This is a genomic window from Levilactobacillus senmaizukei DSM 21775 = NBRC 103853, assembly GCF_001592085.1.
Taxonomy (GTDB): domain Bacteria; phylum Bacillota; class Bacilli; order Lactobacillales; family Lactobacillaceae; genus Levilactobacillus; species Levilactobacillus senmaizukei.
Map to the genome: position 1 here is coordinate 96,433 of NZ_BCWD01000002.1, position 13,414 is coordinate 109,846.

Sequence of the window (13,414 nt, forward strand, 5' to 3'; positions counted from 1 at the left end):
TAGTCAATCGCGTCGGGACAATTGCTGGCGTTCATTTGAACACACAAAAGCCGGTCCAAACGCATTTAGCGTCGCAACCGGCTACGATAACTCATTTAATTTTCAGACTCTTACCGCACGACCATCACCGAAATGGGGGCGTACTTGGCCATGTAGGCGGCTTGGCTACCGAAGTGGCGACTAACACCCTTCTTGGCCAGCGACCCAATGACCAATAAGTCAGGTTCCACGTGCGGAATGACATCCTTCACGATGGTTTCCCCGGGTTCTCCCTCGGCAATCATTGCCCGAACCTTGGCCACACCGGCATCGACCGCTTGTTGCCGATATTTTTGAACGTGTTTTTCCAAGTCGCCGCGTTCCCCGTGAATATAATCGCTGCTTAGGGCTTGGTAGATGTTCATGTCGTCATTTTCCAAGACCGACACGATGATCAACTCAGCGTCATCCTTCATCGCTTGATGAATGGCATAATCGAACGCCAATAAAGCATCCGCCGAGTCGTCGACTCCCACTAAGATTCGTTTGAACGTTGTTGTCATGGTTGATTCCCCCTATTCCGTGAGTGCTGCTTGCTTCGCAGCTTGTTCCTTAGCCAACCGTTGATTTCCGTGGTAGAGTTCTACACACGTCCAAACCAATAAGGCTAGAACGGCCACAATCAAGGCATAGGCAATCCAGTTGGACAAGTCTGCTTGAGCTGGCGTAATGCCATCCCCGAAGAAGCCCTTAATGGCATCGGGTAGGCTTTCCATGTTGAGGACCGTCAGGCCGACAACGGAAATCCAGCCCAGAATCTTCAACCATAGCGAGTTTTTGAACCGGTCACCCATTTCGGCCCGACTATCCGTCATCATTAACAACGGTAACATCGAGAACGGTAAGGCGAAGGCCAAGAAGACTTGTGAGTTGTTCATCAGATCATTCAGCGCCACGTGTTCATCAACGGCGCTCTTGCCGCTGGTCATCATGACACAGATGAGAACGGGCACCACGGAAATTAATCGGGTCACTAATCGCCGTAACCAGAGCGGCATCCGCATGTGGACGAAGCCTTCCATGATGACCTGTCCGGTTAAGGTCCCGGTAATCGTGGAATTTTGTCCTGATGCCAACAAGGCAACGGCAAACAACGTGGAAAGAATCCCGGTACGAGCCACACTACTCAGTAAACCATTGCTCATGGTTGCCGTATCTGACAACGCATGGAACAGGCCGAAGAATGACGGATCCTTAACGGCCCCCGTCTTGAAGACGGCCACCCCCATGATGAGGAGTAAGGCGTTCACAAAGAAGGCAAACGTCAATTGGATGTTGGAATCCAAGCCGGCAAATTTCACCGTCCGGGCGACATCTTCTTCATCATTGTGATCAATGGCCCGGGTTTGAGAAATAGCGGAGTGCAGGTAGAGGTTATGTGGCATAACCGTTGCCCCAATAATCCCTAAGGCCCCACTCATGGGGGTCATGCCGCCAACCTTGACACTGCTTGAGAAGGTCTTGCCCGTTGGGATTAACCCGCGGACAACGCCACCCCAATCAGGGTTTGACAGTGCCACTTGATAGACGAAGACAAACAAAATGACCAGGATCAGGCAAACCACGATGGCCTCAATCTTACGGAAACCAATCTTGGTTAATAATAATAATAGCAAGACATCAAAGACCGTAATGAAAACCGCAATGACCAGCGGAATATTGAATAATAGATACAGGGCAATCGCCGCCCCAATGACTTCGGCGATGTCGGTCGCCATAATGGCAAATTCCGTTAAAATCCATAGAATCACACCGAGCGTCTTACTGGTCCGCGCCCGAATGGCTTGAGCCAAATCCATCTGACTCACGATACCAAGTTTAGCCGCCATGTATTGCAACAACATCGCAATCAAACTTGAGATCAAGATGACAGACATCAGTAGGTACTGGAAGTTTTGCCCACCGGTAATGGATGTTGACCAATTACCGGGATCCATGTATCCCACTGCAACTAAAGCACCAGGCCCAGAATAGGCGAACAAGGTTTTCCAAAATCCCATATTTTTTGGTACTTTAACGGTCCCGTTGATTTCTCCCAACGATGGACCGTTAGCGTACTCGATTAACTTATGCTTCTTTACCGAATCACTCATGGTAAAAAGCCCTCCCTTTTCTTTCAGATATCGTTTCTGTTACGAATGGTTCCTCCTTAAGCGTTCATGAATGGCCCTTCGGCTAAACCAATCCCCCGATTGGAAGCCGTCGCGACTGTCGTGGACCAACCACACGTCCGCCAACACCTCTCAGGGTAACGCAACTTTCAAGTAAGGTAAACACTTTTTTAGGCAAGTATAACTTTTATCAGAATGCTGATTAACTTTAATAACGACAAAAAATCCCGGTCCGACTAGCTTTCAGCTGATCGAATCGAACTTGAAATTGTTTCAAATATTTATTTATTCCTAATGAATCTACCGACCATCGGCAGCCATCGTGGCAGCAGTGGCATTCTGGTCATCAGCAGCGGGCAACCGCTTCAACCCAACACCAGTGAATCCACTGAGGATGGAGAAGATCGGGGACAGTAAGCTGAAGAAGCAGAATGGCAGGTAGGACAACGTGGAGACGCCCAAGGTGTTAGCAGCAAAGACGGCTGCAACGCCCCAAGGAACCAAGTAGTTGATCACGGTCCCACCATCTTCCAGGACCCGGCTCAAGGCCAAGTTGTCTAAGCCACGGTCGTTAAAGGTTTGCTTGAAGGCTTTCCCAGGTAAGATAACGGAGAGGTACTGTTCCCCAACGAAGACGTTCACGCCAATTCCAGCGAGAATGGCGGCGGTCACAACCGACCCATTACTGTGAAGGCGCTTGGCCAATGGCACCATGGCCGTTTGGATGATGTTGAACTTCATCAACAGGCCCCCTAAGGTCAGGGTCAGGATGATTAGAGAAACTGTAGACATCATGGCGCTAATCCCACCACGCGTTAACAAAGCATCGACACTGGCATTACCGGTCTTGGAAACGAAACCGGATTCGATCATCGTGGCAACGCTACTCAACGCCGTTGAAGGCTTTTCGATGAAAATCATGACAATCCCTAACCCAACGTTTAACAATAACGTGGCGATGGCTGGAATCTTCCGCCAGGCACAGACGAACATGATGACGATTGGTAAGGCAGCCCACCAAGTGATGGTGAAGTGACCGTTTAACGTTGCCACCGTGGAATTAATTTTGTTTAAGGCATTGGCATCGGAAGTGCCAGTCCCCAAGAAGAAGTAGAGCGCTAAGGAAACAACGAAAGCGGGAATCGTCGACCACATGAGGTTCTTGATGTGGGCAAATAATTCGGATTCGGCAATAGCTGAGGCCAGGTTAGTCGAGTCGGAAAGTGGTGAAGTCTTATCACCAAAGATGGCTCCGGAGATGATGGCCCCGGCAACTAAGGCCGGGTTGAAACCCATCGTGGTTCCCATCCCGAAGAGGGCAATCCCAATCGTGGAGATGATGGTGAAGGCACTCCCAATGGACGTACCGATGATGGCACAAACTAAGAAGACGGACGGCACGAACCATTGAGCGGAAATCAGGTGGAACCCGAAGACCATCATGGAAGGAATAATCCCAGCGGCAATCCAGACACTGATGAGTGCCCCGATTAACAGGAAGATAAAGATGGGAATAATTCCGGTCTTAATCCCATCGATGATACCATCGTGAATGGTATCCCAGTCGGCTCCCCGAACCTTGGACCATAGAATGACTAAGGCGATGACTAACAGGACTGGTGTGGTTGGCGAAAGGCCAAATTTGATAACACCGGTTCCCATGACCAATAACATGATTAACAAAATCGCTAGGGCTTCGCCAAATTTGACTGGCTGCCAGGTTTTCTTCTCTGATTGTTCTTTCATTCTAATCGCTCCTCTTATAATCTCTGCTAATTTATGTAATAAAAAAATCGTCCCCGCTGCAACTATGCAACAGGGACGATTAGACTCAACCGTGGTACCACCCAACTTGAATCACTGGTTCTAGACCCAGCAATTCCACTCTCTAGAAGGTAACGGCTCTAGTCATTTTCCGCCTGGCGTACCAGGACATTCCACTGTATTTCGTCGTAATCATCCTGATCGGTTCGCAGCAACCACCGACTCTCTTACGCACAGATGACACGCTACTTGGTAATGGAAATTAGCGTTCGTTATTCGATTGCCTTTGATAATAGCATGATGAGAAAAACTCGTCAACCTCTAATCTAAATATTATTTTTGGATTAGTCCGGATGATCCCCCGCAATGACCTTACCGTCGCGATCGATCGGCCGCCAAAAAAATTTTGACATTTTCTCAGTGACGGCTTGAATCCGGTCGGCGAACCCCGTACACTAGGAACATCCTAACTAAGAAATGAGGTGCCAGGCTTGACGACTAAACATCGCTGGGCGGTGATCAGCGTCGCTATCTACGTGGTCTTTATCCTGGCGGCGGTGGTCATTGGCTTTTTGAACCCCGCGCGCATCGGCCTCCAATGGACCATCTTCTGGGTCGTGGCGGTTGCTGGGCTGTGCTATTACTTCTACTTCAAAAACATTAGCTATCGCGTGGTCATCTACTACGCAAAAAAGCTAGACCTACACAAGGCAGACCTAGCTTCATTAGTACCAAATTTAAAGGACACCCAAGACGTTCCCGACCCTGATCGGCCGAATCTCTTGAGCCCCTTCATCGGGATTCCCATTAGCGTCACCAATCAACTCACTGAACAGTTGATTGACCAGGCGCAACAGGCCAATATCCCACCATTTCAATAATTATTTACGACCCGAGTAACTTTGGGATTGCTTTAACCAGGCGGCATCGTCTGGGTCAGGACCCACCCGTTTGCCGGCGTCGAGATCGGCGATGGCCTTCATCTCATCCTCATCTAAGCCAAAGGCAAAGATGTCGCGGTTTTGTTGAACGCGGGCCTCGTGAATCGATTTAGGAATCACGATTTCTTCGCGTTGAACGTGCCACCGCAAGATGATTTGGGCCGCGCTAACATCGTGGGCCGCAGCTAATTCGCTGATCACGGGATCGGTCAGAGCATTATTGCTCCCACCGCCCAGTGGACTCCAGGCTTCATGCAAGATTCCCTTGCTTTCGAGGTAGGCGTGCATCTCATCTTGTTGTAAGTAGGGATGCGTTTCGATTTGGTCAACGACCGGCTTAATCGTGCCATTTGCCAGAATATCGTCCATCTGCTTCTGATTGAAGTTGGAAACCCCGATATTCTTAATCTTGCCTTCCTTATACAGGTCTTCCATGGCCCGCCAACTTTCCAGGTAACCTGGTGCTGGCCAGTGGATCAGGAACATGTCGAGATAGTCAAAACCTAAGCGGTCTAAGGACTCTTGGAAGGCCTGCTTGGTCTCGTCGTAACCCCGAACGCTATTCCAAAGCTTAGACGTCACGAAAACATCCTCGCGCTTAACGTCGCTCTCGCGGATAGCTTCACCCACCCACTGCTCATTGCCGTAATAAGCGGCGGTGTCGATGTGGCGGTACCCAGCGGCCAATGCCCACTTGATGGAATCCTTGGTGTCTTTAGCATTGTCGACTTGGAACACACCCAGACCCAATTGAGGAATCCGATTGCCATTATTTAATGGTAAATCTGGAATATCATTATGCAAAATAAAACCACCCTTCTAACTTTAATCCCTTTCCATCATACAATACGCTGGCGATTTTCGTGAAATGAAAGTACCGAAATTGATGAAAATTGGCTGATCATTGTTTTCTATAGGGGTTTTGCGGTATTATGGAGGGTGTGGTAGTTTGTCGTGTTAACGGCAAGCTTGTTTTTTCACACCGTTTCTGGACATGGAGGTTTTTCAGTTGAATAACCAAGAACCAAAATCACGCGTACAACGGTATAACTTCAATCAGGGCAACGATCAAGCGACCCGCCAACGGCCTAAAAAGCCGCGGCGCTGGTGGCCTTGGATTTTGACGCTCTTAACCCTGGCTATCGCAGTCCTGCTGGTTTTAGCCATCAACCATCATAACAATGCCGCCTCAAACACCGCGGCTTCTTCCAGCAATAGTTCCTCGATTGCTGCTAAAGACTCATCGGCCTCGGAGCAATCCGCCTACGAGCGCTTTCAAGATAAATACGAGCAATACAACGATCACGGCATTACGGTTACGCAGAAACAAAAGCTGCAGAACATCATCAATGCTGAATCAAATAGTGCCGTCCAATCGCGGGAACAAAAACTCCTCGATCAGGCGACAACTAAACCCTCTGCTTCCGCCTCGAGTTCCTCGAAGAAGAAGGATTCGGATGATGATCAATTCTCAACGACGCACACGTTCTCTTCCGTAGCCGATGCCCAGAACTGGGCGCAAGCGTCGAAAAATTCCTGGTTGCAAGCCGGTTATACCACCTACACCATCACTTCCGATGGCCAAGGGAATTACAATTTACAGTTTGTGCATTAGTCAGTCAACGAAGTCCAATTAGGGCTTCGTTTTTTTATGGCTTGGTTTTTCCAAAGCATCCAACTTCGTTTGCAGGTCATCGACCTTCCCCGTTAACGTATCGATCTTGGCCATCAAGATTGGAAGTTCATCCTTCTCTTGACTCTCCTCGGCCGCCGAAGACTGCGCCGCTCGTTTCGTGATAAAACCGGTAATCGTACTGGTTAACAAACCAATAAAACCGATCCCGCCAACCATTAGGAAGCTCGCCACAATTTTACCAAAAGCGGTGTGGGGCGTTTCATCCCCGTACCCCACGGTGGTTGCCGTGGTAATCGCCCACCACAGGGAGTTACCCAACGTTTGTTTTTCCGAAACGGAGAACAAAAACGCACTCAGAACAATAATGGCGACACTAATTGAGAACAGGTAAATAAAACCGGTCTTATAGATAAACCGATGATAGATTTGCGTCCATTTGCCAGCGATCCGCATCTTCCAAAAAAGATGGTGGAACCGAATTAACCGGACCAACCGTCCAAGTCGGAAGAAAGCAAAGACCGGATGCATGGGAATAATTCCCAAGAGGTCAAAGGTTGATTGAATCAAGAATATCTTACGATCGTGCGTGCGAAGTAACCGCCACAAATAATCTAAGGCAAACACGACCAACAACCCGTTATTGATGACAGATTCCACGTGATAGTCGCCGAACTTCAAAAGCATCAGTAACACGTTACCGACCGACCAAAACGTCAGGACAGTCACGATGACATGATAAGCAATCAAGGACTTCTTTACTCGATGCTTGGCCATGATTTCCCCTTCCCCCTCTAGCTAATTACTCTTAAATATAAGCCGTTTTATTAAAAATACCAGCTTCCGTTAATATTTTTTAACAGTTTGACCCCATTCTATCCAGAATCTTAATATTTGGCACCTTAATGATTGCTGGGCTCCATCAGTTGATTTACTGGGACCGTGAGGTCACAAGGATAGTGGAACGACCTGCGGTCGTTCTGGCGCCTTACCGGTTGGCCGGTAGGTGGCCGGAACGCCACGGACACAGCTTTGAGCCAAAGAGCGGTCTCAAAGACTGGTCTTATTCTAACCTTGGGAAAACCACCCAAGCTAAGAATAATTTCATGGCTGAGCCACCTACCGGCCGCCCTCACGGCTTAGATCGGTGAAAATCCAACACCGTCTGAATCCATCTACCTAACCATCTAGTAGATCGAGATGCCACTTTGTCCGGTATAGCTGCTATTAATGGATATTAGACAACCAGTCGCGCCAACAATTAAATCCCCCAAGACCAAAGTAAAGAGGCCTGCCAATCCATATGGATCAGCAGGCCTCTTTACTTATTCACCAAATCCAATCGAAACACCCTGCAAAAAAACTTTCATCTCAATAAAAAAGGTTACCAACATTGGTGGTCAATACCTAATCAGGATAACCGTACATACCGTTAGCCAGAGAAGGCCAGGGAGGTAGCTAGCCGTGAAGGTGGTGTTGACTGGCGTTTTGGGCCAGTTTACGCCACGGGCGACCTTTGAGACGCAGGCTTGTCGCAGCTTCAAGTCGAGTCGAAAGCCCGCTTCTCAGGCTGGAGCATCCCAACGGTAGATTGCCTCCCTGGCCGTTAACGGCAACCACCACGTCTAATCTAAATAAATCCGCAGCCTGGTATCATCAATATCCAGCCAAGATAACAAAACATAATCGTAGCCGGAGAAGGTCAGGGAGGTAGTCAACCGTGAAGGTGGTGTTGACTGGCGTTCTGGCCCAGTTTACACCACGGGCGACCTTGAAGACACGGTCCTTTCGTGGCTCCAAGTCGAGTCGGAAGCCCGGCTTCTCAGGCTGGAACGTCCCCACGGTAGGCTGCCTTCCTGGCCGCCGTAGGCGACCAATAACTCACAAACCATTAGTCTAAAGAATCAAAGAATGCTGGTACCAGGGCCTTGTAAACTTCAACTGCCTGGAGATATTCCTTAATGGAAATGTATTCGTCCACCTGATGCGAGGTATTGCTGCCGGGCCCGATTTCGATGCTAGTAAAGTCAGCCTTGGCCCGCAGGAACTCGGCACCATCGTTCGCGCCACCAGAACCCACAATTTTAGTATCGTGCCCACAGATCTCATCACTTATCTGCTTTGCCAACTGAACCAACGGTGCATCCGGATCACCCGGAATGGCTTCTTCTGGGTAGCTGTAACTCAGGTCCAATTGCACGTCTGGCTCTGCATTTAGCTTAGCTACCAATGCTTCTAACTCGTCATAAATGACCTGGTTAGGATAGGCCGGGATCGTCCGCATGTTGGCCATCAATTCGGCCTGGGCCGGAATCGAGTTAATCTGTTCCCCACCGGAGATCAAATCCACATTATGTAGCAGGCTACCCAATACTGGATCGGTCTGGTCGTGCTTAGCCATAATAGGACCGACCGCATTATAAAATTTCATCAGATTGTCGATGGCATTAACGCCCTTCTCAGGTTGCGCACTGTGACTGGCCTTCCCGGTTGAAATAATCTTATAGTCAATCACACCACGAGCCGTGTACACCACATTATCCAGACCACTGGGTTCCGCGATAATCAACCCAGCCAACTGGTCGGCATAGCCTTCATCGGTTAGTTTAGCGGCCCCGTACTCACCGGTTTCTTCCCCAACGGTCGCCAGAAGCCGAATGCTCCCTTTCAATGGCGTCTGCTGCTCCAAGAACTCCAGCATTGTAATGACGATGGCCCCCAGACCACTCTTCATGTCGGAAGCCCCCCGGCCAAATAGTTGGTCGCCGACAATCTCGCCGGCAAAGGGATCTTGGCTCCAGGCGCTGACATCCCCAGGATCGACGACGTCCATGTGCCCACAGAGACCGATTTGCGGACCGTCTGCATGACCAATCGTCACCACCAAATTGTCACGGTGCTTAGCGAAAGGTACTTTTTCAACCTTGGCGTCGGGATACGGCGCAAAGAGGCTGGCAATATAATCGGCAACGTCCGTCTCGTGGTCGTTAACTGAAGGAATCTGAATCAAATGCTGCAAAATACTAATCTTAGCTTGTGGGGTCATCTGGGTCATCCTTTCTGAAGTGAACTAATTGTTTCTAAGCATACGCTTCTATTACCGGAAATCAACCATTTTCTGTAAGTATATTACATTTAATCGACTTATTCGTATTTTTATACATTATTAATGAATATTGAGGGGTGGTGGAGCGGATGCGGTATAATGAACTTAGTACTCATTCGTTAGGAGGGTTTACATGCGACTTGAAGTCCCAACCGTACAAGGTTATTTAGCAGACGAATACAGCAAGCACGCAACGGGGGCCGCCGTTTATAAGGGCCAACCCGTCCAATCTTTTCCAATTAGCCTCAGTGATATTCCTGCAGGCACCCAAAGCTTCGCACTCTATGTGATCGACTTTGATGCTGTGCCAGTCAGTGGTTTCCCTTGGATTCACTGGGTCGCCGCCAATTTTCCTGGCGCCACCCGCGAAATTCCCGCCGACGTGTCCCGGACCAATGCCATCCCCCACGTCCACGGCCGTAACAGTAACGGCGGTCACCTAGTCGGCAACACCGACCCCGCCATCATTCAAAACTATACGGGACCCTTCCCACCCAACGAGGACCACGACTACGAACTGGTCGTCTATGCGTTGGACACTCAGCTCGCCTTAGCCGACGGATTCTGGCTCAATGACCTCCGTCACCAAATCAACGGGCACGTCTTAGACCAAGCCACGCTAACTTTAAAGGGCCGCGTCTAAACTCCCAGACAAAGAAGGTTAATTATGGAACAGAAATATCAGCGAATCTTAGTTCCCGTGGACGGCTCCGTTCAAGCGGAACTGGCCCTAAAGAAGGCCGTCACCGTCGCCCAACAGAGCGGTGCGCACATCGATCTGCTCAGTGTCTTACGGATTAACCACTATGGCTTCTACGCCAGTGGGTCAATGCCCGGCAACGTGATTCATGAATTGGCCACGGATGCCACGGACTACCTGACCTCATTGGTCGACACCACGTCCGCCGCTACCGGCTTCAAGGACTTCGACATTCACGTCCGGTTCGGCAATCCCAAGACGGTTATTGCCCACGAGTTTGTTCGCGACCACCACAACGACTTTATCGTTCTCGGTGCTACCGGGATGAGCGCCGTAGCCCGGATGGTTGAAGGGTCCGTGACCGCCTACGTCAGTCGTATGGCCGATATTGATGTCTTCGTTGTCCGTACAACTGAAGATGGTCAACCGATTAATGCTAAACAAATCCTGGACAAGAACCAAGATCAACCTAAGTTAACCGAATAACAAACGGGTGTCCGAACCACGTGAATTTACGTGATCCGGACACCCGTTTTAATTTACTCATTTATAGTCGGCGAAAGTGCCACAGGTCGAGATAGCTCAGGAAACAGACCAACGCTACGATGACGCCTAATCGGCCACCAGGGACGCGGTATTGAACCTGAATGTCGTTGATCCCAGAACGAATGGGCACGGCCGTCAGACCCGTTAAAACAGTCTTAGTTGGTACCAATTGACCATTCACGGTAATGTGCCACCCCGTCTCGGTTGGCAGACTCAAGTAAGCCCAGCGCTGGTCGGTCTGATTGACCAACTGACCCTGATAACTGGTTGGCACCGTGTGCTGCTGGGTCAAATCAAGTGCGGTCGCTCGTAGCTGGCGATGAATGGCGGTGATCCCCGCCGCCGGGAGGGTTGCAATGTGGATAGCCCGGATACCTTCATCCCAGCTGGCAAAGGTCACGGTGACCGGCTGGCCCTTGGTAAAGGTCCCCAGATCCAGCAGGACGGGACGACCATCCGCAAAATACTCAGGATGAACATGCTGTCCATTGACCCGCATGGAAGAATACTTGCTGGTACCAGACTGGTCAAACCAGTACAGATGCCCTGTAGCCTGGGCCGTCATGGTCCACCGATGATGGTATTTGAATACGGCCAGTTGATCAACCGACCGCCAGTTATCCCAGGTCTTGACGCTGATCGTTTTGGCATCGTAAAAATATGGCCGATGACGCGGCCGCAGTGCCTGCAGCGTGGCCTCCTGGTTAGCAATGGCATCCGTCCCGTAACGAACTCGAATCAACCTATCCGGCACCGCAAATCCCATGCCACTGTATGTAGCTACCCGATCAATTGTTCCGGAGGGCCGGACCTTGTCTCGGATACCAAATAATAACTCCGAAACCGGTGAGAAACCGGCGGTACTGACCCGCCGAAGATTCCGCGAAAACAGGCCAAGTTGCCGTGATAGGGTCACCGTGGTGGCCGTCATGGTCGAACTGTAAGCCCCGGTTCCGTTGTACCCCATCCAAACACTATCGTTGTAAGGATTATAATGGCCGGTAAATCCCGCGGCAACCGTGGGCGCCTCGTTACGAATCCGGGACAGCGACTGCCGTTGGGTTAGGGGTGCCAAACGTTTAGCCGCCGCGGCAGCCGCTTGGGCATACGCGCGTTGATGACCAAATTCGATACCGTTTAGTGCCAACCCAAAGTTGGCCACCAACTCGCCAACGACCAGCAGAGCCAGCAAGCCGCGATACTTGGGCCCGTGCCAGAGTACAACTGCCGTCACGAGCAGCAGCCCCACACTGGCCAATAAGGCCCGCCGACTGATTGGCTCCAAACTGGCATAGTAGGCCGACTGCGTCCACGTCTGCATTGGCGCAATCATCAGGGTCCCCCCGACCATGAGGCCGGCCAATAACAGCGGTAGCCACCGCCAGGCAGCAGTGAGTTGACGGATGTCATGTTGCCAGGCTCCCGCCGCCAACATGATCAGGACAAAGCTGAAGAAGAAACTATTTCGAAAGGGGTAACCGGCTGGCAACGCCATCATATGCCAGAACGTGTTGAAACCACGTAACCACATTCCCAGAAACAGGAACAATAACAACAAGGTGGCGCGGACCTTATCCCAGCGAGTGACAGACTTCAGACCAAAGTAGGCTATGGCTAATAGGATCACCAGTGATGACACATATAGTGCCGGCGCATGGTCAATCCGTTGTGAAAAGTCTGTGGTTCCCAGGCTGAACTGCCGAAAGAACTCCAATCCAAAGGTCGGAAATAGTGAGAAGGCAGCCGACCCCGGATGGGCCTTAGCCGTCGTTAACATATTCAAGATTGTTGGCAACAACAGCGCCAGCGTGCTCCCCACACTCAACAGGGAGGTTACGATGAACCGGCCGATGAGTCCGCGCTCCTGGACCCACCATTCCCGTATCGTTTGCCCCTTCAGCTTGGTTCCCAACATCAGGTAGACGAAATAGCCCATCACAAACAAGCAGGTCATGTAACCCAAATAATAATCGGTTAAGACGGCAACGAAAAGCCAACCGAAATAGGCCCCATCCCGTCTGGTAGCCACAAAATTATCGAGTCCCCAGGCAACCGACGGTAACCAGATCAGGGCATCCAACCACATGACATTAAAGAAGTTCACGGTCACAAAGCCACAAAAGGCATAGGCGAGGCCGAAAACCATGACAAAGGCGTGATGAAATTGCCAATGACTCTGAAGATAAACGGTCATGGTTCCCGCCATGGTCGCGATCTTCAACATAATGATAACCGCCACCATCACTGGAATCTGGCTGCTATGCACCAGAAACAAGAGGCTATTGAACGGGCTCATCAGGTAATACGAAATAATTGGCATCCAGCTACCGCCGAGTGCCTGATGAAAGTTAAATAAACTAGTGCCGTGGCCCCGTACTAGGCGCACGAAGTCCGTGAAGAAGGGGATATATTGAACCCCTAAGTCCCCAATTAATAAATTATGATCACCAAACGGGGTGATCCCCCGAATGGCAAACAAACCAGCGACCATCACTAACGCGATTAATCCCGCTCCGACAGGATATCGCCAATGATGGCGCCGTAGTTCTTGCTGTCGCATGGCTCTCTCCCCTT

12 protein-coding genes are annotated in these 13,414 nt (G+C 50.4%); 5 read left to right on the forward strand and 7 right to left on the reverse strand.

Annotated elements, in window-relative coordinates; all coding sequences use genetic code 11:
• Positions 1-110: 110 nt before the first annotated feature.
• The 3 genes from LSE01S_RS01240 to nhaC form a co-directional block, all read right to left on the reverse strand.
• On the reverse strand, positions 111-542 hold the full coding sequence (locus LSE01S_RS01240) for a universal stress protein (protein WP_061775811.1): 432 nt from the start codon (positions 540-542) through the stop codon (positions 111-113).
• A 12-nt stretch (positions 543-554) separates the two neighbouring features.
• Positions 555-2,132 carry an Nramp family divalent metal transporter gene (locus tag LSE01S_RS01245; protein WP_061775812.1) on the reverse strand — a complete coding sequence of 526 codons (1,578 nt, stop codon included), beginning with the start codon at positions 2,130-2,132 and terminating at the stop codon, positions 555-557.
• Between the two features lie 318 nt (positions 2,133-2,450).
• Positions 2,451-3,896 (reverse strand): Na+/H+ antiporter NhaC, encoded by a 1,446-nt coding sequence (gene nhaC, locus LSE01S_RS01250; protein ID WP_061775813.1) that lies wholly within the window; start codon positions 3,894-3,896, stop codon positions 2,451-2,453.
• A gap of 500 nt (positions 3,897-4,396) precedes the next feature.
• On the opposite strand from nhaC, the gene LSE01S_RS01255 reads away from it, so the two are divergent.
• Positions 4,397-4,795, forward strand: coding sequence for a hypothetical protein (locus tag LSE01S_RS01255; protein ID WP_235808284.1), 399 nt, complete (start codon positions 4,397-4,399; stop codon positions 4,793-4,795).
• Here LSE01S_RS01255 and LSE01S_RS01260 read toward each other — a convergent pair whose 3' ends face one another.
• On the reverse strand, positions 4,796-5,659 hold the full coding sequence (locus tag LSE01S_RS01260) for an aldo/keto reductase (RefSeq protein ID WP_061775815.1): 864 nt from the start codon (positions 5,657-5,659) through the stop codon (positions 4,796-4,798). It lies immediately after the preceding gene.
• 205 nt (positions 5,660-5,864) lie between these two features.
• Between LSE01S_RS01260 and LSE01S_RS01265 the strand changes: the two genes are divergently transcribed.
• Positions 5,865-6,470: a BatA domain-containing protein gene (locus LSE01S_RS01265; protein ID WP_061775816.1), complete on the forward strand. Its 606-nt coding sequence runs from the start codon at positions 5,865-5,867 to the stop codon at positions 6,468-6,470.
• 18 nt (positions 6,471-6,488) lie between these two features.
• On the opposite strand, the gene LSE01S_RS01270 is transcribed toward LSE01S_RS01265, so the two are convergent.
• Complete coding sequence (locus tag LSE01S_RS01270; RefSeq protein WP_201782277.1) at positions 6,489-7,268, reverse strand: potassium channel family protein; 780 nt, start codon at positions 7,266-7,268, stop codon at positions 6,489-6,491.
• Positions 7,269-7,952: 684 nt separating this feature from the next.
• Between LSE01S_RS01270 and LSE01S_RS11170 the strand changes: the two genes are divergently transcribed.
• The gene (locus tag LSE01S_RS11170) at positions 7,953-8,078 is read left to right on the forward strand and encodes a hypothetical protein (RefSeq protein ID WP_268872576.1); all 126 of its coding nucleotides are present in this window, start codon (positions 7,953-7,955) and stop codon (positions 8,076-8,078) included.
• Positions 8,079-8,379: 301 nt separating this feature from the next.
• On the opposite strand, the gene LSE01S_RS01280 is transcribed toward LSE01S_RS11170, so the two are convergent.
• On the reverse strand, positions 8,380-9,534 hold the full coding sequence (locus LSE01S_RS01280) for an ArgE/DapE family deacylase (protein WP_061775819.1): 1,155 nt from the start codon (positions 9,532-9,534) through the stop codon (positions 8,380-8,382).
• A 193-nt stretch (positions 9,535-9,727) separates the two neighbouring features.
• Here LSE01S_RS01280 and LSE01S_RS01285 point away from each other — a divergent pair, with 193 nt between their 5' ends.
• Together LSE01S_RS01285 and LSE01S_RS01290 are read left to right on the forward strand one after the other, a co-directional pair.
• Positions 9,728-10,237 (forward strand): YbhB/YbcL family Raf kinase inhibitor-like protein, encoded by a 510-nt coding sequence (locus LSE01S_RS01285; protein ID WP_061775820.1) that lies wholly within the window; start codon positions 9,728-9,730, stop codon positions 10,235-10,237.
• Positions 10,238-10,261: 24 nt separating this feature from the next.
• Positions 10,262-10,780: a universal stress protein gene (locus tag LSE01S_RS01290; RefSeq protein ID WP_061775821.1), complete on the forward strand. Its 519-nt coding sequence runs from the start codon at positions 10,262-10,264 to the stop codon at positions 10,778-10,780.
• 61 nt (positions 10,781-10,841) lie between these two features.
• Here LSE01S_RS01290 and LSE01S_RS01295 read toward each other — a convergent pair whose 3' ends face one another.
• Complete coding sequence (locus tag LSE01S_RS01295) at positions 10,842-13,400, reverse strand: YfhO family protein (protein WP_061775822.1); 2,559 nt, start codon at positions 13,398-13,400, stop codon at positions 10,842-10,844.
• Between the last annotated feature and the right edge of the window lie 14 nt (positions 13,401-13,414).